The sequence below is a fragment of the Pseudomonas entomophila genome (assembly GCF_013523165.1).
In the GTDB taxonomy this organism is placed as follows: domain Bacteria; phylum Pseudomonadota; class Gammaproteobacteria; order Pseudomonadales; family Pseudomonadaceae; genus Aquipseudomonas; species Aquipseudomonas entomophila_A.
The window spans coordinates 205,391-224,055 of sequence record NZ_JAAMQI010000002.1 but is presented as its reverse complement, the minus strand read 5'-3'; the positions used below and the strand labels follow the sequence as shown (position 1 = coordinate 224,055).

The 18,665-nt window shown below is 61.1% G+C and carries 19 protein-coding genes and 2 pseudogenes; 2 read left to right on the top strand and 19 right to left on the bottom strand.

The window, feature by feature from the left end; translation table 11 throughout:
• Window positions 1-392: 392 nt before the first annotated feature.
• The 4 genes and pseudogenes from G7Z99_RS20080 to G7Z99_RS02865 form a co-directional block, all read right to left on the bottom strand.
• Window positions 393-965 (bottom strand): annotated as a pseudogene (locus G7Z99_RS20080) (FecR family protein); the annotation flags it as partial.
• Window positions 958-1,470 carry an RNA polymerase sigma factor gene (locus G7Z99_RS02875; RefSeq protein WP_181091837.1) on the bottom strand — a complete coding sequence of 171 codons (513 nt, stop codon included), beginning with the start codon at window positions 1,468-1,470 and terminating at the stop codon, window positions 958-960. The pseudogene G7Z99_RS20080 and the gene G7Z99_RS02875, both read right to left, overlap by 8 nt.
• 213 nt (window positions 1,471-1,683) lie before the next feature.
• Complete coding sequence (locus G7Z99_RS02870) at window positions 1,684-2,517, bottom strand: FecR family protein (protein ID WP_181091835.1); 834 nt, start codon at window positions 2,515-2,517, stop codon at window positions 1,684-1,686.
• A gap of 3 nt (window positions 2,518-2,520) precedes the next feature.
• A complete protein-coding gene (locus G7Z99_RS02865) occupies window positions 2,521-2,688 on the bottom strand; it encodes a hypothetical protein (RefSeq protein WP_181091833.1) in 168 nt (55 codons plus the stop codon).
• Window positions 2,689-3,196: 508 nt separating this feature from the next.
• Between G7Z99_RS02865 and G7Z99_RS02860 the strand changes: the two genes are divergently transcribed.
• Together G7Z99_RS02860 and G7Z99_RS02855 are read left to right on the top strand one after the other, a co-directional pair.
• Window positions 3,197-3,472 carry a type II toxin-antitoxin system RelE/ParE family toxin gene (locus G7Z99_RS02860; RefSeq protein ID WP_181091907.1) on the top strand — a complete coding sequence of 92 codons (276 nt, stop codon included), beginning with the start codon at window positions 3,197-3,199 and terminating at the stop codon, window positions 3,470-3,472.
• 8 nt (window positions 3,473-3,480) lie between these two features.
• Complete coding sequence (locus G7Z99_RS02855) at window positions 3,481-3,780, top strand: HigA family addiction module antitoxin (protein WP_181091831.1); 300 nt, start codon at window positions 3,481-3,483, stop codon at window positions 3,778-3,780.
• A 66-nt stretch (window positions 3,781-3,846) separates the two neighbouring features.
• On the opposite strand, the pseudogene G7Z99_RS02850 reads toward G7Z99_RS02855, so the two are convergent.
• The 15 genes and pseudogenes from G7Z99_RS02850 to G7Z99_RS19800 form a co-directional block, all read right to left on the bottom strand.
• Window positions 3,847-3,978, bottom strand: a pseudogene (locus G7Z99_RS02850) (site-specific integrase); the annotation flags it as partial.
• A 536-nt stretch (window positions 3,979-4,514) separates the two neighbouring features.
• Window positions 4,515-5,561, bottom strand: coding sequence for a DUF4435 domain-containing protein (locus G7Z99_RS02845; RefSeq protein WP_181091829.1), 1,047 nt, complete (start codon window positions 5,559-5,561; stop codon window positions 4,515-4,517).
• Window positions 5,562-5,563: 2 nt separating this feature from the next.
• Window positions 5,564-6,679: an AAA family ATPase gene (locus tag G7Z99_RS02840; protein WP_181091827.1), complete on the bottom strand. Its 1,116-nt coding sequence runs from the start codon at window positions 6,677-6,679 to the stop codon at window positions 5,564-5,566.
• Between the two features lie 192 nt (window positions 6,680-6,871).
• Window positions 6,872-7,414, bottom strand: coding sequence for a lysis system i-spanin subunit Rz (locus G7Z99_RS02835; protein ID WP_181091825.1), 543 nt, complete (start codon window positions 7,412-7,414; stop codon window positions 6,872-6,874).
• Window positions 7,414-7,959, bottom strand: coding sequence for a glycoside hydrolase family 19 protein (locus G7Z99_RS02830; protein ID WP_181091823.1), 546 nt, complete (start codon window positions 7,957-7,959; stop codon window positions 7,414-7,416). Before G7Z99_RS02830 ends, G7Z99_RS02835 begins: the two co-directional genes overlap by 1 nt.
• Before the next feature lie 33 nt (window positions 7,960-7,992).
• Entirely contained in the window at window positions 7,993-9,039 is a 1,047-nt protein-coding gene (locus tag G7Z99_RS02825; RefSeq protein ID WP_181091821.1) for a phage late control D family protein, read from the bottom strand.
• A gap of 63 nt (window positions 9,040-9,102) precedes the next feature.
• Window positions 9,103-9,309 carry a tail protein X gene (locus G7Z99_RS02820; RefSeq protein ID WP_181091819.1) on the bottom strand — a complete coding sequence of 69 codons (207 nt, stop codon included), beginning with the start codon at window positions 9,307-9,309 and terminating at the stop codon, window positions 9,103-9,105.
• Between the two features lie 25 nt (window positions 9,310-9,334).
• Window positions 9,335-10,129, bottom strand: a complete 795-nt coding sequence (locus tag G7Z99_RS02815; RefSeq protein ID WP_181091817.1) for a phage tail protein — start codon at window positions 10,127-10,129, stop codon at window positions 9,335-9,337.
• A gap of 10 nt (window positions 10,130-10,139) precedes the next feature.
• Window positions 10,140-13,523 (bottom strand): phage tail tape measure protein, encoded by a 3,384-nt coding sequence (locus G7Z99_RS02810; RefSeq protein ID WP_181091816.1) that lies wholly within the window; start codon window positions 13,521-13,523, stop codon window positions 10,140-10,142.
• A 15-nt stretch (window positions 13,524-13,538) separates the two neighbouring features.
• Complete coding sequence (locus G7Z99_RS19805) at window positions 13,539-13,667, bottom strand: hypothetical protein (protein WP_258196927.1); 129 nt, start codon at window positions 13,665-13,667, stop codon at window positions 13,539-13,541.
• Window positions 13,657-13,950, bottom strand: coding sequence for a phage tail assembly protein (locus G7Z99_RS02805; RefSeq protein ID WP_181091814.1), 294 nt, complete (start codon window positions 13,948-13,950; stop codon window positions 13,657-13,659). The genes G7Z99_RS19805 and G7Z99_RS02805 overlap by 11 nt, the downstream gene beginning before the upstream one ends.
• Window positions 13,951-13,994: 44 nt before the next feature.
• Window positions 13,995-14,504, bottom strand: coding sequence for a phage major tail tube protein (locus G7Z99_RS02800; protein ID WP_181091812.1), 510 nt, complete (start codon window positions 14,502-14,504; stop codon window positions 13,995-13,997).
• Window positions 14,505-14,516: 12 nt separating this feature from the next.
• Entirely contained in the window at window positions 14,517-15,677 is a 1,161-nt protein-coding gene (locus G7Z99_RS02795; RefSeq protein ID WP_181091810.1) for a phage tail sheath subtilisin-like domain-containing protein, read from the bottom strand.
• Between the two features lie 85 nt (window positions 15,678-15,762).
• Window positions 15,763-16,395 carry a tail fiber assembly protein gene (locus tag G7Z99_RS02790; protein WP_181091808.1) on the bottom strand — a complete coding sequence of 211 codons (633 nt, stop codon included), beginning with the start codon at window positions 16,393-16,395 and terminating at the stop codon, window positions 15,763-15,765.
• Between the two features lie 74 nt (window positions 16,396-16,469).
• Entirely contained in the window at window positions 16,470-16,970 is a 501-nt protein-coding gene (locus G7Z99_RS19800; protein WP_258196935.1) for a phage tail protein, read from the bottom strand.
• Window positions 16,971-18,665: the final 1,695 nt, after the last annotated feature.

Below are 18,665 nucleotides of genomic sequence, written 5' to 3'. Positions count from 1 at the left end.
ACAGTCTTTTTTTCGCTTCACAGGCGATGGGTCGGATCGCGTTCGATCAGCGTCAGCCATGGCAGCTGGCGAATGCGCACCGGCAACGCCCGTTGCAGAAGCTCAAGCTGCGCAGCGGGGTCGTCGGTGTTCACGATACCGGTGACCGGCAGCTCGCGCAGGTCCGCGTCGCGAATCAGGATCATGCCGTGGTGGTAGCGGCCCAGCGCCTCGACCACCTTGCCCAATGGCTTGGCGTCGAACACCAGCCGACCGCGACGCCACGCCGTCATCGCCTCGACATCGATGGCCCGCGGCTGCGACAGCCAGTGCGTACCGTAGTGCAGGCCCTGCCCTTCGTGGACCTCTGCCACGTGGGCGTCGTCATCGAGACTGACGCGCACGGCATGCTCGGTGACTGTCAACTGCACCGTGTTCTGCGTGCGCCGTACATCGAAGGCCGTGCCCAGGGCACGCATGCGCCCGCCCTGGGCCTCCACCTCGAACGGCCGCTGCGCATCGGCTGCGACCTGCACGAACACCTCGCCGGCGTACAGCCGCAGCACCCGACGGTCGTGCTCGAAGTGCACATCCACACGGGTCTGCGGCGCCAGCTCCAGCTTCGAGCCATCGGCCAACTGCACTTGCCGACGTTCGCCCACGGCGGTGCGCTGATCGGCCATCCAGCCCTGGCTCTGCCCTTGCCAGTACAGGCCGCCGCCCAGCAGCAACGCCAGCGCCAGGCCCAGCACCGGCAGGCGCTTGCGCGCGGGCCGTCGCGGTGTGTTGCCCAGGCCCAGCCACAGGCGCTCGGCGGTTTGCGCCGCACGCTGGTGTGCAGGCGAGGTCTCGCACCAGCGCAGGTAGTCGTCCCAACGGGCGCTCTGCGCGCCCTCGGCATGCAGCTCCACCAACCATTGCAGCGCCTGTTCATACAGGTCTGGCAGTGGCTCATCGAGGGCGCGATCGGAAGGCCGCCTACGCATCGAGCAGGCCGAGACGGCGGATGCAGTGGCGCAGCGCACGCATGATGTATTTGCTGACCATGCTCGACGACACGCCCAACCGCTCGGCGATCGCCGCATGGCCCAGGCCATCCAGGCGATTGAGCAGCAAGGCGTGTCGGCAGTTGTCCGGCAGTTCGTTCAGCGCCTCGTGCAACAGCCGTACCTGCTGCTGCAGCTCCAGCGCGCGTGCAGGACAGGGGTTGGGATCGAGCAGTTCGTCCTGAACGTCCTCCAGCGACGCCACGCAACCGCGCCGCGAGCGACTGCGCCCAAGATCGATGATCAGGTTGCGCATCATGCGGAGCAGGAAGAAACGCGGGCTGTCGATCGACGCCGTGCGCTGCTGCCGCTCGAGGCTGACGTAACGCACGAACGCATCCTGGGTCAGGTCGGCAGCCACTTCCCGGTCCCCAAGGCGCCGATAGGCCATCTGTTGCAGCTCATGACGGTAGAGGCGAAACAGCTGATTGAGGTCCTCAGCCAAGGTGCACTCCCAGGAGAATGGATGCCGGGCCCACCCGACGAGGTGGCTAGCGTACAAATAATGAGAATGCTTCGCAATAAATGAATGGGAGATATCTGACGCAAGAAGGTGAAAAGCCTGCCGTCAGCAGGCGTCGCAGCGTCTGGCCATGACAGGGGGTTCGTTTGCGTGCGACGGCAAGGGCACGCGCACGGCTCCCTTCACGCGCGGGTGCTAGCGCGCGTCGACAATCACACTGCCATCGTCATTCCGGCTGAGCGTCACGGGCAAGATGACGGGCAACGCGTCAATCAGTGACTCCACCGCCGCGCTGTCGAACTCGCCGGACATCCGCAGCTCTCCCAGGCGAGGCTCGCTCAGGCGCACCGGCGCCTGGCGATAGCGACGAATGTCAGCGAGTACGTCGCGCAATGGCGTGTCGTCGAAACGCAGCTTACCTTGCTGCCAGGCGATGGAACGGCCCGCCTCGAAGGCCGTGACCGGCCCCGAACGTCCAGCCTCGACCAGCAACTGCTGACCCTCTGCGAGCCGTCGTGGCGCAGCCTGCGCCGTCGAGACGCCCACGGTGCCGTCGACCACGCCAACGGCCACCCCCCGGCTGTCGCTGCGTACGTTGAACACCGTGCCGATGCCACGCACGGCGACACCCTGCGCATGGACGATGAAGGGCGTGTCGCCCGGCGCGACGGTGAACGTCGCCTCACCGTCGAGCAGCTCGAACTGCCGACTGCGCATACGGTGCTCGATGCGCAGGTGGGTGGCGCTGTTGAGGGCGATCAGGCTGCCATCGGCCAGTTGCACGTGTTCATGCTCCCCGTAAACCGTCTGCACATCGTCGCTATGCCAGGCGGGATCGAACGCCCACAGCAGCGCGACCAGTCCCATCACCGAGAGGCCGGCACCAAGCACCTGCTTACGCCGACGCTGACGCACCGTTTGAGACTTGGCTTCAGCCAGCAGCGCTTCGCGGGACGGCACCTGGTCCCGCAGGACGTGTTCGAGGAGCGTCAGGGAATGTTCGGGCCCGGGGCGACGGCGTTCTGTCATGGCTTAGCAGCGTCCTGCCAGCGCGAGCCGTGCCGGCCCCCCGTGTCGAGCGAGACCGCGCCTGTCACGGGTGAACGGGGCTCCGTGAAAACGCCGGCGGATGCAGCCGACCACGTCGTCGTGCAGTGCCAGGGCACTGATCAATTCCAGGTTGGAGGTGGGCTTGGTCATGAAGGACAACGTCGTGAATGAAAGTGGATCGCATAGTATAGGAACGTTGGCCGTTGCCCATACCGGGTGTGTCTTTGCTGTGGCGATGGGAAGGTGGCAGGCGAAGATCGCCGACCAGAAGCGGTTAGCCCGGCGTACTGCGCTGTTGCCAGGAACGCACGGAAACCATGTACAAACCGCTGTCTCTCGTTCTGCTGCTGGCGACGCTCACCGGATACCAGAGCCTGACCCGGCCTGCTGACTACGACGCTCCATCGCTCGGTGTTCAATGCCCTGCCAGGAGCAGATGACGAGCTCGCCAAGTAGCCCCAAGCCAGGCCAAGCGCCGGGCTTTTTCATGGCTATCTCGTCGTAGCCCAAACCGAACTCCCCACTGAATCCATGCCCGAATCTCGCGCCGAAGCAAGTGCCGAATGGGTCGTCGAGGTCTCTATTCAACAATCAGTTGAATACAGTGTCGAAGGGCGTATACTCGCCTTAACGAATAACGTTAAGCGTTACATTCAAGATTCGAAGCTTTGCATGCGCCGACACGGAAACGCTGTTCACCACTGGCAGGACACGGCGCTGGGCTGACATCAGGTCGGTGGCGGAGCGCAAGCTATCCGCACTGGATGCAGCTAAAGAGCTTCGAGACTTGCGCTCTCCGCCAGGAAATCGGCTCCACCCCCTGGAAGGTGATAGAGAAGGCCGGCACAGCATAAGCATCAACATGCAATGGCGAGTCTGCTTCATATGGACCGACGACGGCCCAGAAAACGTTGAAATTGTCGACTATCACTGAGGTGCATCATGTTCAAGAATGGCATGCGACCAGTACATCCTGGCGAAGTGCTTCGGGAGGACTTCCAAAGCGAAATGGGCTTTAGCGCTGCTGCCTTGGCCCGTGCCTTGGGTGTTGCTACCCCAACCGTAAACAACATCCTGCTCGAGCGTAGCGGCGTTTCCGCTGACATGGCTTTGCGCCTGGCCGTGTGTTTGGACACCACCCCGGAGTTCTGGCTCAACCTGCAAACAGCGTACGAGCTGCGCAAGGCCGAACAAGAACACGGAGAAGAGATTGCCGGAGCGGTACGTCGCCTAGTCGCCTGAGGCAACTCTACAAGCCCGCCAAGCGCGGGCTTTTTCATGCCCTACAGATGCAAAAAGCCCAGCGCAGGCCTGGGCCGTCGTCTTCCAGTCGAACGTCTGGCTTTCCTGATAGACTTTCACGCCCTTGCGCATGACCCTGATCTGGGCGTCGTACGTGGTAAACCCGTCTTTTCTTTTGCGGGTGGTAATGGTGCCCATGTGCTGAATCCTCTGTTGTCCTTGCTGAAATTTAGCAAAGGGGTTCGGGGGATAAGTAAAAGGGTGGTAAACGATAGAGAGTGAGAGATAGACGAATGCGACCCGAAACACCAGAAAACGCGGCCCGCCCAGTGGATACGGTAGTGAGACGGTTTTCTGTTGCCCCGATGATGGATCGGGTCGATTAAAAAGTATTGACCGTTAAATACTGAGGATTAAGGCGCTTGAATTTTTGCTGTAGCAAAATTCTAGCAAGATCCCGAAGTGACTACATTGGACAGGATTCATAGTAATCATTGCCAAAGGCCAATGTGCTGACCAAGGCTCACTGAACAGGTAGCTTAGACGTCCCTGCATGCAGGTGATAGTCGGTAGCAGCCTTAATCTGCGCCTCATAAATTAGCCGAAGCCTGTCTACTGTGGTCACTGGATCGCCACGCTCTATTGATTCTAAGTAGGCACGATGTGCATCTTTGGCTTGCAGGTAAAGCGGATGGTCTGGCGTCACATGATTACCTTTACCCATAACCCTTGCCCTATTCAGAATAAGAAGACCTCAACGTCTTCACAGTTTTTTTAAAAAAGGGAAAATCTTCTACAGAAGGCATAGCGCAAAGAAAAGCCTCACGTATCTTCGGGGTTTGATTGTTATGTTCCTTAATGTCCCTACCGGGATCAACAGAAGAGATTTTAATACTGTCAATAATATTTTTGTTTAAAGCCCCCAAGTATGACTTGGCGATACCAAAGGACAACTCATACCAATCATGACCCCGGTAAAACAAATATATGTTTTCTGGGCTCACTCCCTCAGCTGAAATACGAGCTTCGAAAAGAGCGAACTCATCGTTAAGTTCCAGTTCCGTAAGATGCCGAGATAAATCTCTAGAAAGCAACTCAAGACGACCTACGAAGTCCGACCAGATATCACACTCACTAACAGCAAACAAACCTTGCGGCTTCTTAAACAGCAGCTGAATTGCCGAATCCAACCGACTACCAAGTTCTGCCACCAAAGGACTTGGGCTTTCGAAACAACTAGACCTCAAATACACAAGTCTTACAAAAGATGAATAGATCGCTCGAGAGAGGCTTGAGTATATCCCTGCCGTATTTTGCTGCAGCTTACTTCTCGGAATACATGCAGCATGAGAAATTATGTCGTCCACCATTTCACTACAGACAAACACATGCTCTTTAGAATGCACCAATGTCCAATAAAAATGCGGGATATTATAATTTTCACCATTGTAAATGCCGGAAAGGCCCGCTAGATACTTAAAGTCACTATCCAGACAAAATATACTTCTAAAACCACTTTGAATCTCACCAGATTTCCAAAGCTTTATTAACCTATTGCATCCGTTTGCCCGCTTCCCATCAGGCCCACAAAACATCGAAGCTGGACGAAAATCAAAAGTGAAAGACCTATTATCCTTTAAAACACGCTGCCATAATCTAATATCATCTTTAGACTCCACCCAGACAACTACTTCTTGCGGCGAACCTTCCTGAGGATCTAGAAATAGGTCTAGCTTCTCCAGATAATCTACATCAAAGGGAAACCCCAATTCTTCTTCCATGATTAGCTTCTCGAAATCGCACCAATATTAATAACAATTTCTTCATCAGTTCTACCCACCAAAGCCGGAGAGTGGGTAGCAACTATATAACGCGAGTTAGGCGCGAGAGCACGCAATGATGGAATTAATTGGCGCTGCCATTTTATGTGGAGAGACAGATCCGGCTCATCCAAAAGAAATACTGTTTTTTTATCGCCATTTAGGTAAGCAACCAGCAATAAGCAGAGCAGGGTCTTTTCGCCCTTTGAGAAATCATACCAGTTGACTTCACCGTGCACGGTTTCCATGTACAAAAAGCCGTTGTCTCTTATTTTTAATTCGCGATTTGTGGAGGCGAAGAATAGATTCGCTTCTTTTACAAGAGGATTCGAAACCAATTTTGCATCCCTTAACTTCTTCAATGTAGCTATATGCGCGCGAAGCTCTTCACTTTCATTTTTATCTAGGGAACCCAGAGCTTTAAGGGTGTTCTCAATTAGATTGATAAGCTCAGAACTAGAGCTTCCACTAGAGCCTTTAGCATGCGTTGAAAACTCAGCCTGAAGCAAAAAGAAAGTCTTATCAAGATTTTTCTTTTTAGAAAAGATATCTAGACCTTCAAATTTTTTCGAATCCAAATCATCTTGCTTGGAACTAAAAACCTCATCGCCGTATAATACCGAATTTAGAACCGAGAAAGCACCTTTACCAGCCCGCATACTTACAATGCTGGTAGACTGGGCGACTCGACCCTCGCCCTCTCGCTTTACAATTACATTTTTCTTATCAATACGATCATCTATTGCACCATTAATAGACTCATAGTAGTTTTTTAAAGAGTCCCCGTTACGAGTTTTTCTGAAAGTCGGAGGCGAAAAACCGTCAGGCAGAGACCTGCCAGTCTTTACATGTATCAGCTCACTATCATTAGAAAACTTAACACTACACCCCCAGTCGCTCTTGGGAAACAGATACTCTTGGCCACTGGCAACTGACAGTGTACTGTGCAAAACCCCAAGGAAAGTTGACTTACCGGCCCCATTATACCCAGTTAAAATCACGACAGGAGAATCCAGCTCGACAGTACGAGTTTCAACAGAGCCAAAGATATTGAAAGTACTCATAGAAACAATGTGCATGCGCGACCCATCCAAATTAGGCCTCGCGATCTTATCACACACAATAACAAACAACAATAAATAAATAATTAAGAAAGAAGACGCAATTAATCTTCACCTCATCCCGGGACAACACCAAAACCTTCACACTGCGTGTTTATTCATACCCAATAACTGACGCATAATCTATATTTCGAATTACAACCTCATAACCTAGTCAACAACTAGCCTTACATAGTCCTGACAAGCTCTCAACGCTCTCAATCCGTCGTCGCCGTCGCCGATGATGCCGACAATTCGTTGAGCATGCGCTGGGTCAAGTTCGGCTCGCGTGGCTCCATGAACCACGCCGCCGGCGCCGGCGGTGGCTCGCAGCCCACTGTCACCACCTGCGGGGGAACCGGCGCCGGCGTTGAGTAGGACTGACAGCCGCAGGTCAGCAGTAGCAAGCCTGTCACGCAGGCGATCGCGCTCGTTCTGAGCATGGGTGAGTTCCTTGTGGTGAAGTTGATCTTGCGCCTGCAGGCGCTGCTCGAGCGCCCCGCGCTTGGCTTGTTGCTGCTGGACCTGCTCCAGGACCGTCGAGACGGCGCTGGCCTGCCGCTGAGCAGACTGGCGTTCCATGTCGGCCAGCTCGCGGCCCTTGCTGGCCAGCTGCCGCCCGTACTCATTGTCCTGCCAGAGCCAAGCGCCCCGGCCACCGACGTACAGGCCCAGCAGCAGTACCAGGATCGCTAACCGCCAGTTCAGGCCCATCACTGCAGCACCTGCAGCGCGGCCTCGTAGAACGTCTGACGTTCCGCCAGGCCGTTGGTGCCGCCGTTGATCCGCTTGGTGATGGCCACGAAAGCCCCCTTGTCGGCCAGGCTGTTCAGCCCCTCCTTGTGCCAGAACCAGGCCGCCGAGTTCGCCGCGTGCTCTGGCTGCTCGAGCAGTTCGGGGTGGTTGAGCAGATCCAGACCCAGGGCCTCACCGCAGCGCACGTGGTTGTCGCGCCCAGTGATCTGGATCAGGCCGTGGCCGCGATACTTCTGCCCGTCGCCGTCAGCCTCGGGCGTGTTGCCCAGGCGCGCAGCCAGGGGGCCGGTGTCGTACTTGGCCAGGTACTTGTCACTGCCCAGCTCGCGCACGTATCGGAACTGCCCGGACTCGTGCCCGACCTGGGCCAGGAAGGCCGCGCGGCGCAGTCTGGTGACGATGCCCCATTTGCCCATAGCCGCATTGAGTGCAGGAACAAAAACGCCGGCATTGCGGCCGGCGTTGGGGAAAATCTGCTGTAGCTGTCGAACGGTGATGGTCATCTTGTCTCTCCAGGTAGGGGGCATGGCCCCGCGTTACAGCTGCTCCACACGAAGCGGCTTGTTGGTTTTCGTAGCCTTCTTGCCCTTGGCTTTCGCCTTGCCCTTCTTGCCGCCGTTGCACTCGACGGTCGTGGTCCACCCGGACTGGGTGAATACCTGCTCTACCCCATCCACCAGGTACTCGCCGTCCAAGCCCGGCTTGAAGCCCTGGGCGTTGATCGAGCGTTCGGCGAACAGGTCAGTGCGGCCGGCCATCTCGAGGCGCACGGCGGCGGTGCTGCGGTTGAACGCGGCCAAGCGCGCCTTGGCGGCCTGCTCGGCGGCGGTCTTGTTGGGGTAGACGTGGCGGTCGGTATGCACCGGCGGTAGGCCGTCCGGGGCGTCGTCGTTGTCCAGCTCGACCACCTGCAGCCTTCCGGTCTTCTGGTCTTGGTGCTGGGTCTTCACGGCCTTCTGCGTGTTGCGATCGCCGAGCCGGAACTGGTACCGGCTCACGTCGGCCTTGTTGATCGTCACGACCGACATCGCCTTGCCCGAAGCGCTTTGGCCACCCTGGCGTGGCATCACCAGCAGCTTGCTTTCGGCTACTTTGGCCGTGCAGTCGTACTGCCTGGCCAGACGGGTGATGAAGTTAAAATCGGACTCGTTGCGCTGGTCGACGCGCGCGACCTTGGTGCCCACCGAACACACCGGCTCCCAGCCGTTGCGCTTGGCAATGTCGTTGACGATCTGCGACAGAGGCGTGCCCTCCCAGCTGCCGCTGCGCATGGTCTTGCCGCTGCCGCGCATGTTGCTGGCCTTGCCGCGAATGACGATCGTGTCAGGCGGGCCGCTCACCTCCACCTCGTCGACCGTGTAGGCGCCCATACGGGTGAGCGCCTGGCCCACATAGCCCATCATCACGACGATATTGCTCCCGCGCGATGGCAGGGCCACTGCCTGATCCCGGTCGTCAATGCGCAGCTCGAACTCGTCCGAGTCCATGCCGGGCTTGTCCGAGAGTCGCAGCATCAGCAGCCGATCGTTGATCAGCAGGGTGATGTCCCTACCGTCTGCGACGATCTGGTAAGTGGGTTGCATGCTCCAGGCTCCAGAAAAGCAAAACCCCGCACTGGGCGGGGTTCGTGACGGGTAACGGTGGGGTCAGTCCCACAGCTGAATGAGTTCGACGGTCTGCGTTGGCAGGTCTGGCAGATGAATGATCACCCCGGCCCGGTAAGGCTGGTCGTGTTCGGCCAGGCCCTGATTAGCGCTCAGCACAGCCTCGACTGACCCATTCAGGTGCCCGTAGTGGTGGTAACAGATGCTGTCGAGCAGATCCCCGTCAGACGTTCTGCAGGTCGTTGCCATAGCTCACAAACTCCAAGGTGAAGGCCTATTTTCGCGGAATCCCGCCGGCGAGCAAGTTGCTTTGGTCTTCTTCGACGCTGAGCAGGCACCAGGTACCCAGCACCTCGCCGTAGCCCGTGGTCAAGCCCACAGGCTGAAGCTTGCGGCCGATGCTGCGCAGCGTATCCAGCTGCTTGAGACCGCCCTTGAAGCCCGGAAAAATGGCGCCCTTGAGTGTCAGCTTGTCCTCGCCCAGGCCTACAGCCTGCTGGGCAATGCTGCGTGTCAGACGCTCCTGTCCTGCCCACTTGAACGAGGTTTGCCGGCGCAGCTCGTCGAACGCTGCCGTGTCCAGGTTGAAGTAGTACGACGGTGCATTCGGCTCGAGCGGCTGCAGGATCAGCAGGTGCGGGAAGGCTTTCACTGCATCGGCCGTCGGCGTGAGCTGCGGCGCAAACGCGCTGCTTGGCACGACGTTGGCCAGCGCCGGTGAAGCCTTGCCCGCAAGCCGGCCGATGGCGGCAGTCGCCCGGCCGGCCTGCTCTTTGAGAACGCCAAGGCGCTCTTGCACCTGGCCCACCGCCGCGACCGCCTGGCCGTAGGTCGACGTCACCCGACCTACAGTGGCCTGGGCCACGTTGATGGCACGCATGGTGCGCTGCAGCTTGGCCCCGATCGCAGGCCCCACGAACGGGATGCCCTCAAGGTCCGAGGCCGCGCCTGTAATATCGCTGACGGCCCCATTCAGCGGGCTGACCATGCCGTCCAGGCTGGTACGGCCAGCCTCCCCCGCTGCCACCAGGCTGGTCAGCCCCGACTGCAGTTGTTTCATATAGGGCATGGCCCCCTCCTTAAACGTGCGGTGCGTCGAAAAGCTGCGTAGAGGCTTGGCGCGCCGCAACCTCGCGGGCGAACGCCTCCCACTGCGAGCGCATGTGCGGCTCCAGTTCGCGGGCCAGCTGGGCAGGGTCTTTGACATCGCCCTGGACCGTGATCTGCAGGCTGGGCTTGAACTCAAACAGCTGCTCGACCTTGGGCGCGACCGCCTTGGCCGGCGCCGGCGCCTTGGCGAGCACTGCCGCTGACTGCGCCGGCGGCATGGCCATTTCACGCACCAGGTCGCCCAACGCTGCAGGTGGCTGGGCAGTAGCCGGCAGCACCAGCGGACTGGCAGGCCGATCGGTAGCCTTGGGCAACTTCAGCGCAGCCTGTACGGCAGGCGGAAGGCGCGGGCTGCTTTCAACCTTGCGCTCTGGTGGCCACTCCGGTTTCACCGCCGGCGGGACCAGGTCCGCGCCTGGGAAGCGCACCCGGCCTGCCACCAACGCCGGCACAACGAATGCGTCCTCGTAGTCCGGGTCGCGTGGATCGTATGAAACCCTCCCTTCGGCGGCAGGCTTGGCCTGCTTGGGCACGGCATCACCGACCGCAGGCAATGGCGGCGCGGGCAGCACCGTCGGAGCCACGATCGGCTTGGACTCGGCACCTGCAGGCTTGGCCAGCGCTTTGGCCTCGAGCGGCTTGGCGGGCTGGCTGGGCACTGCCGGCGGCACGACTACCGGACCAGGTTTGACCACCACCGGGGGGACCGCGACCGCGTCTGCAGGCTTGGCCTCGAGCGGCTTGACGGGCTGGCTTGGCGCCGCCGGCGGCACTACCACCGGGCCTGGCTTGACCACAACAGGCGCGACCGTGACCGCGTCTGCAGGCTTGGTCGGCGCCTCGGCCTCGAGCGGCTTGGCGGGCTGGCCCTCTTCCGCCGGCGGTGACTGCCGAGGCTCGTCCTCGTCCTTGTCGTCAGACCCGAATAGCTTTTTGCCCAGCCAGCTGCCGCCGGCATCACCCCCCATGCTGCCCAGATAGGCGCCGATAGCACCGCCGATCGCTGTGCCGATAACCGGTACGGCCGAGCCAATCGCAGCGCCGGCGGCCATGCCGGCCAAGGTACCCGCTAGCCCACCTGCAGCGCCGCCATAGCCTTCGGCCTTCTCGTCCTGGGTCTTGGCGTTGATGAAGGTGTCGATGGCCTTGGTCCCGGCCTCGAACACGGCCCCGCCGGGCGTGGAACGGGTCAGTGCCCCGGCCTTGCCGGCGAGCGCTGTCAGTTGCCCCAGCTTGGCCAGCTTGCCGACCTGCCCTGCAGCGGCTGCAGGCAAGACGGCAGGCTTGGGCACTGCAGGACGCTCGGGCAGCTTGGCTGCCTTGCCGATCCGCCCTGCAGCGGCCGCAGGTGCTGCAGGTGCTGCTGGTGGCTTGGGCACAGCTTTGGGCGGTACAGGACGCTCCTGCAGGACCACAGGCTTGCCGGCCCGCGTGACAGAAACCGACCGGATAGGCGACGCCGCGCGACGTTGCCGGCGTGTGGCCTGCCGGCGCTGTCGACGTGAGCGTGAACCACCCTTTGCAGGCTCTACAGGGGCGCTATTGGCGACGCTACTGCCAATCCCGCCCAAGTCCGAGGCGTTGACCACAAACACGCGCTGCGGCTCATTGCTGGCCGCTGCTGGCTCATCCCCTCCTGCGCCCAGCACCTGACCCAGGGCGCCCAGCCCAACGTCCACCAGCTTGTTGCCTGTCTTGGGCATCTGGATGGCGGCCGCAGGCTTGAGGCTTGCGCGTCCGGCGCCGCGCTCCATGACACGGCCACGGGTCAGGTTGAGCAGGCCCCGGCCGATCTTGAAGGCGCTGGCCGCCGTGCGCAGGCCCAGGAATGCGGCCGTAATGGCGGTAATGCCCAGGACCACCGGCTGCGCACCGTCCGACAGCTTGGTGATGCCCCTGGCCACCTTGGTCAGGCCCTTGGCGGCGCCGTCAGTGACCGGCCGAATCGCGTCCCCAATGCTGCGCATCGAGTCGTCGACCGCCTGTCCCAGTTCGGCCCACTGCTGCGCCGAGGTCTCGCGGCGCTCGGCCAGGTTCTTGTCGAGGATCCCCGAGGCCTTCTTGGAGTCGGCCTTGAGTTCTTCGTAAAGTCCGCGGTTCTGCCCGTAGGCGGTGAGCGCGGCCTTGACCTGCATGTCGGCAAAGATATCGCCAGTGCGCAGGGTCTTCTCCAAGGCCTCGAGCGCGGCCTTGGCCTTCTCCGGGTCGGCCTCTTTGTCGATGTTGGCCTTGGCCTCTTCGATCTTCTTGGCCTTGGCGGGGTCGGTTGCCTTGACGTACTTCATGGCCAGGGCCATGGACGCCTCGATAACGTTCATGCCCTTCTGCAGGCCCGTGTTCAGCGAGGCCTGATAGTCGATGCCGGCGTCCTTGTAGGCCTTGACCACGTCGCCGGCGCCCAACTTCTCCATCCAGTTCTTGAAGTTGTTGGCCGCTTCATCCGAGCTGCCGGCAGTCTTCATCTGCACCTGCAGCATCGAGCCGAGCGAGGTCACCGCATCCAGCCCGGTGATCCCGTTCTTCTCCATGCCGGCGAGCAGCTGCGGGAACCACTTGGCCATGTCGCTGGCTTCGAAGCTGCCCGCCTGGCCTTGGTAGGCGATCGCCTCTAGGGCCTGCTGCATGACCCTGGGGTCGCTGATCTTGGCGTTCTGCTCGAGCGCCTGAATCATCGACGCTGTGTCGACCCCGGATGCGCCCTGCCCGATCGCAAACTTGGCCGCGACCGGGGCATACGACAGCGCCTTGTCCAGCTCCATGCCGGCACCGACCAGTTGGTTGACCAGGTCGGCCACGTCGTTGCGCGACATCCCGGTATCGCTGGCCGTGTCGATTACCGTGCGATTTAGCTGGGCCTCGCCTGGCTGGTTGACGATGTCGGCCTTGATCGCGATGTCGCGGATGATCGCTTGATAGTCCGCGCTGATCTTTGTCGGTACCGCAGCCAGGCCGGTGGCCACCACCGCCTGCCCGATGTTCGACTTGAGCGAGGCCCGGCCCTGCTCGATCTGCTGGTGGCCCTTCATCTGCAGATCGGACGCCCTGGCCACCTGGCCCAGGCGCGCATACTCAGACGCAAGCCTGCCCACCTCGACGCCTTGCTTACGCAGGGCGTTGTTGTTGGCCTCGAGCTTGTCTAGCAGCTTGCCTGCGTTGGCCGCGCCGCTTTCGTGCGCCTTGCGCCACTCTTCGCGCAGGCGCACCGTCTCGCCAATCATGCCCTTGAGGGCCTTGGCCTTGTTGCCTTGCTTCTCCAGCTTGTCGATGCGGCCTTCGACGTTTTTGAACGCGGCGCCGACCGACGAACTGACGGCGCCGCCGATCACCACTGCTAACGCCAGTTTGCTCGACATCAGCTATCCCCCGGCTCAGTCCGAAAGCCACCACACCATGTCGGCAAAGGACATGGTCACAATCTCGGCGGCGGAAAAATTCAGCTCAGCAGCCAGGCGCTTGGCCAGCTGCTTCTGCACGGTGGGGGTGAACTCAGCTTTCATTGACCAGAAAGCGGTAGCCCTTCTTGACGCGCTCGTAGTCCTTGAGGGTCATGTTTTCCAGATCCTTGACGCCCACCTCCGCCAAGGAGGCGAACAGGTTCAGCTCGAGCTGTTCGTTGTCATCCCCGCACACCGCCGTGGCGTTGCGCATATCGCGCACCATAGGCGTGCGCATGCGTAAGGAGTCGACCGTGGTGCCGTTGAGTTCGGTGGGGGTGCTCAGTTTGATGGTGACGCCGTCAGCAGCGAGGACGAGGTAGGCAGGGACGATGTTGTTGGTCATGGTGCAGGATCCTTGATTCGAATATGAGGGGGTCAGGGAGGGCCTTACAGGCCCAGGTCAGCGCGCTGGCTGGCCAGCTGGTCGACGCCGTCGATAACGCGGCGCATGCCAACTGGATCGATCTCGTACACCGCGCGGCCGCCGACCTCGAGCTTGTAGTAGGTCACCGCCACGTTGTGCTTGATCTCGGCCTTGTCGCCTGCCTTCCAGTCGCCCATGTCGACCTCTTTCAGCATGCCGCGCAGGGTGACGATCACAGCGGTGGTCTTGCCGCCCTGGCCCTTGAACGAGCCTCGGAACGTGCCGTTGAACGCCTTGCCGTCAGCCAGGCCGAAGAACTTCAGCGACTCGCGGCGCACGCCGGTGGTGACAAAGCCGGCCTCCATCTTTTCCATGCCCTGATCCATCTCGATCGGCATGTCCATGCCGCCGGCGCGATGCTCTTCGGTCTTCAGCGTGAGCTTGGGCAGGGTCAGGCTCGGGACATCGCCCTGGAAGCTGATACCGTCTGCGAAGAGGTTAAAGTTGGTCAGTGTCTCGGGAATCATTGCCATGCTGTGCGCTCCTTAAGCGTTGTCCAGGACTTCGGTCAGCCACTGATCGGTGACTTCCACGCGGAAATTGGGGTTCTCGGCAGGCGGTACGTCGGTGAAACGGATGTTCCAATACACCTTGCCTTGGCCGAGCTGAGAGGCAGTGTTGAGTTCAGGGTCGGCGTAGACCTCGAAGTTGATCACCGCGCCCTGCGCCTTGAGGTCGCGCATGAACGCCTCCAGGCCATCGGTCACGTCCTTGACGTAGGTCGCCGTGATCGAGCGGTCGACCGCCCATTTGTGGCCGGCCTGGATGGCATCCATGATGATGTCCAGGGTGCGCACCCGCGTGACGAACGCCCATTTCGGATCGCTCGACAGCGTGCGGTTACCCCACAGGCGGAACCCGTCATCACGAATGATCGTGGCCACGTTGGCGTTGTTGAGCAGGTTGGCCCGGCAGGTCTCGTCGCCGTCCAGGAACTCCACCGAGCGCGTGGTACCGGTGATCCCGACCAACTCTTTGTTGGAAGGCGAGGCCCAGAACCCGTAGTTGGCATCGGTCCAGGCAAACACGCCGGCGGCCCAAGCCGAGGCCGGCGCGTTGACCGTGCCGCTGGACGTGGTGTCCCAATACTGCACACCGGGGTCGACCATGAAGGCGCGCTTGGCGCCAAAATTCTTGGCGTAGGCCATGGCCGCTTCATCGGTCGTGCCTGGGCCGTCGATGATGGCCAGGCCGCGCAGCTTGTCGGCCAGGCTTACCAGCGCCGTCCCCACGGGCAGGCTCGAGCTGTGCTTGGGCGCGATCAGCAGGCGAGGCTGGGCGTTGAAGCGGCTCTTGCCGTCCAGCAGCGCCTGCAGGCCGGTACGCTTACCGCTGGCCAGCACGCCACCGATGATCGCCGAGGCCTGCGCCGCCGCTTCGGCCACCTTGGCCACGCCACAGGCGACGATCACGGCCTTGGATCGGGTGAGGATGGCGATGCAGGCCTTGGTGATCGCCGCGTCAGGCCCCCAGGCCGAAACCGCCTCGCGGTCGCTGGTGATCAGCACCAGGTCGTTGACCTGCGCGGTGAAGGCCGGCGCCGGGGTGAAGGTGTCGACCAGACCGATGATCGAGGACGACGGCAGGGAGACGTTGCGCGCGCCCTTGTCGACGTTGGTCACGGTGACGCCGTGGAAGAAACTCATAGGTCAATCTCCAGATGTGAAAAGGCCCCGCAATGCAGGGCCTGTGATCGGCAGAAAAGAAAACGCCCCGTCGATGCGGGGCGCTTTAGGCGGTGTCGGTGGCTGGTTCCTGGAAGCCTTGCCCGGTGAGCCAATTTTCCGTGGCGGCCATGTTCGGACTGGCCGGCCACTGCTCGGCAGGGGGAGCCGCCGGGGTCGTCTCCAGTCGGCTGAGCTGGACGCGGAAGACCCGCCAAGCCTTGAGCGCATCGATCTCGGCCTGCGTGGCCAGGTTCAGCTCGACCGCGTCCTGCAGCGTGGCGATCATGCTGGTGGCGTACTGCTCGAGCAGGTATTTCTTTCGGCTCGCGGCCTGGCTGGCTGCTTTCGCCTTGGCCGCTTCGTCCACTACCCACTCCTCACCGCCCCAGGTGTCGAACTCGGTCACCGGCGCCTGCAGGGTCCAGCCGGCCGGCAGGTCGCCCAGCTCTTGCCATACCTGCGGCGCGCCGGTTTCGGTGCTGTACACCACAGCGCCGCGATGGTTGGCCACGATCTGCCAGGCCTGGCCATCTTCCACAGCGATCGCGACGAAGCCGTCAGGCACCACCGGTGGCTCCAGGTGGCAGATGTGCGCCGGGAACAACCACACGCCTGGCTCCAGGGGACTTGGATCGGCCGGGCTGCTGGACAGGAATTCACCGGTGCGCGGCGCCAGGTTGCAGACAATTGGCGCCATGACGCCCGGCAGCTCCCACCATGAGGTTGCCAGAGGACTCGTCTTATCGACTTGATCTTCCACGTTGTACTCCTTCAATACTTGATGCAGGCCAGATAAGCCCGGTTCGCCACGCGGACTTCACTACCACCGCTGCTGCTGATATTCAGCGTGTGGGTGTGCGCGCCGCCGACTGTTGATGTGTACGTTTGCAAGCCGTCGCTTTCCTGATCGCCCAGTACAGCGTTACCGCCCGAAGCCACATAACCCGAGCCAATCCGCTCGCGGATAACCTGGATGCTGTGCTGGTGAGCACCGCCGCTGCTGGTCGTGCCGGTGTGTACGTGCGCCTCGTTCTGCCCGGCCTGAGTCGAGAACAGTTCCCGCCCTGGGTCGGCGGCGTTCAAACCATCGGTCCAGGCCTTGTCCACCAACTCACGGTCGTCCGGCAGGTTGAACGTCGTAGAGCCGTCCCCCTCCCCGAACTTCGTCCCGATTTTGGCGAAGAGATTCGCGTAAGTAGTGCGCGAAACTGCCGCGCCATTACGCTTCAACCAACCACGTGGCGGGGTAGGCAGGGCGAAATAGCCGACCATGCCCACGTCCCGATCCTCAAGGGCTTTCAGCGCCTGGACCGTAGCCATCTCGAACCAGGGTTCAAAGCCGCTGTAATCGTTGCTGTCGTCGGTCCTTATCGTGAGCCGCGCACCGCTGCCTACGGCGAACTGAGTCCGCTGGCCAGGGCCTTCGATTTGAAACCCGACCGCGTCATAGCCCCCCGACGTAACTTCCGCACCTACGCTGTTGTTGGTGAACCCGAAGAACGAAGTACCGCGCAGACTGTCTAGGTCGCCAACGTGTGCGGCACGCGTAGTGCTGAGGCCAAACGCCGCCAAGCCCTGCAGCACGGCTTTCATCGTGGCGACTTGGTCGGTATTGGTACCCACAGCGGCTGTCGGCGCCTCGGGCGATCCTGTGAACTTGGGCGAGGCCAAGGTGGCCTTCCTGGCCAGCTCGTTGAGCATCGTGGTCGCGAAGTTCGGATCGTTGCCCATCGCGGCCGCCAACTCGCGCAGCGAATCCAGCGCACCAGGTGCCGAGTCAATCAACGCCGCAACGGCGGCCTGTACAAAGGCGGTGGTGGCCAGCTGGCTGGTGTTGGTGCCCTTGCTGGCTGTCGGCGCCTCGGGCAGGCCTGTGAACTTGGGCGAAGCCAAAGGCGCCTTGAGGCCCAGCAGGTTCATGGCCGTACTGGCAAAGTTCGGGTCATTGTCCAGCGCCGAGGCGATCTTCTTCAGGGTGTCTAGGGCACTCGGCGCCGAATCGACCACCGTGCCGATCGCCGTTTGAACGAAAGCCGTATTGGCCACCTGGGCGGTGTTGGACCCTTTACCTGCTGTCGGCGCCTCGGGCAAGCCTGTGAGCTTGGGCGAAGTGATCGGCGCCTTGCCTGCCACGATGTCGGCCAGCGCGCTCAGCGCGTTCATAGATGCCAGTTCCCCCCAAGGCTCGAAGCCGCTGGCATCGCCGGTGTCGTCCGTGCGCATGTACAGTCTAGTCCCGCCCGGCACCGCAAACTGCGTGCGCTGCCCTACCGACTCAATCTGAAAGCCGATCGCGTCGTAAATGCCTGCCTCAACCGCGCCGATGGCCTTCTCACCAAACCCGAAAAAGCAGGTGCCGCGTAGCGCGTTCAGGTCATCGACAAAAGTGGAACGCCCGGAGGTCAGCCCGAAGGCCGCCAGGGCTTGCAGCAAGGCTTTCATCGTCGCGAGCTGGTCAGTATTGGTGCCCACGGCTGCCGTCGGTGCCTCGGGAATGCCGGTGAACTTGGGCGAGGCCAAGTTAGCCTTCTTGGCCAGCTCGTTGAGCGTCGTGGTCGCGAAGTTCGGATCGTTGCCCAAGGCCGTTGCAAACTCGCGCAACGTATCCAGTGCACCAGGCGCAGAGTCAACCAGCGCGGCAATAGCCGCCTGCACAAACGCGGTGGTGGCCAGCTGATCGCTGTTGGTCCCCTTGCCTGCTGTCGGCGCCTCGGGCTTGCCGGTGAGCTTGGGCGAGGCCAAAGGCGCCTTCTGGCTCAGCTGAATATCCATCGCACTGGAAAGTGCGCTCAGCGCGTCCACGGTCGACAGCTCAACCCACGGCGAGAAGCCGCTGTAATCCTCGCTGTCGTCGGTGCGGATCTGCAGCTTGGCACCGCCTGAGACCGCAAACTGCGTGCGCTGCCCGTAGGACTCGATCTGCAGGCCGACCGCGTCATAGGCTCCCGACTCAACCGGGGAGCCGAT

Coding starts and splice junctions, on each gene's coding strand:
- G7Z99_RS02870 (WP_181091835.1), bottom strand. CDS start 2,517: ATGACAGAACGCCGTCGCCCCGGGCCCGAACATTCCCTGACGCTCCTC.
- G7Z99_RS02865 (WP_181091833.1), bottom strand. CDS start 2,688: ATGACCAAGCCCACCTCCAACCTGGAATTGATCAGTGCCCTGGCACTG.
- G7Z99_RS02855 (WP_181091831.1), top strand. CDS start 3,481: ATGTTCAAGAATGGCATGCGACCAGTACATCCTGGCGAAGTGCTTCGG.
- G7Z99_RS02845 (WP_181091829.1), bottom strand. CDS start 5,561: ATGGAAGAAGAATTGGGGTTTCCCTTTGATGTAGATTATCTGGAGAAG.
- G7Z99_RS02840 (WP_181091827.1), bottom strand. CDS start 6,679: ATGCACATTGTTTCTATGAGTACTTTCAATATCTTTGGCTCTGTTGAA.
- G7Z99_RS02835 (WP_181091825.1), bottom strand. CDS start 7,414: ATGGGCCTGAACTGGCGGTTAGCGATCCTGGTACTGCTGCTGGGCCTG.
- G7Z99_RS02830 (WP_181091823.1), bottom strand. CDS start 7,959: ATGACCATCACCGTTCGACAGCTACAGCAGATTTTCCCCAACGCCGGC.
- G7Z99_RS02825 (WP_181091821.1), bottom strand. CDS start 9,039: ATGCAACCCACTTACCAGATCGTCGCAGACGGTAGGGACATCACCCTG.
- G7Z99_RS02820 (WP_181091819.1), bottom strand. CDS start 9,309: ATGGCAACGACCTGCAGAACGTCTGACGGGGATCTGCTCGACAGCATC.
- G7Z99_RS02815 (WP_181091817.1), bottom strand. CDS start 10,129: ATGCCCTATATGAAACAACTGCAGTCGGGGCTGACCAGCCTGGTGGCA.
- G7Z99_RS02810 (WP_181091816.1), bottom strand. CDS start 13,523: ATGTCGAGCAAACTGGCGTTAGCAGTGGTGATCGGCGGCGCCGTCAGT.
- G7Z99_RS19805 (WP_258196927.1), bottom strand. CDS start 13,667: ATGAAAGCTGAGTTCACCCCCACCGTGCAGAAGCAGCTGGCCAAGCGC.
- G7Z99_RS02805 (WP_181091814.1), bottom strand. CDS start 13,950: ATGACCAACAACATCGTCCCTGCCTACCTCGTCCTCGCTGCTGACGGC.
- G7Z99_RS02800 (WP_181091812.1), bottom strand. CDS start 14,504: ATGGCAATGATTCCCGAGACACTGACCAACTTTAACCTCTTCGCAGAC.
- G7Z99_RS02795 (WP_181091810.1), bottom strand. CDS start 15,677: ATGAGTTTCTTCCACGGCGTCACCGTGACCAACGTCGACAAGGGCGCG.
- G7Z99_RS02790 (WP_181091808.1), bottom strand. CDS start 16,395: ATGGCGCCAATTGTCTGCAACCTGGCGCCGCGCACCGGTGAATTCCTG.
- G7Z99_RS19800 (WP_258196935.1), bottom strand. CDS start 16,970: ATGGTCGGCTATTTCGCCCTGCCTACCCCGCCACGTGGTTGGTTGAAG.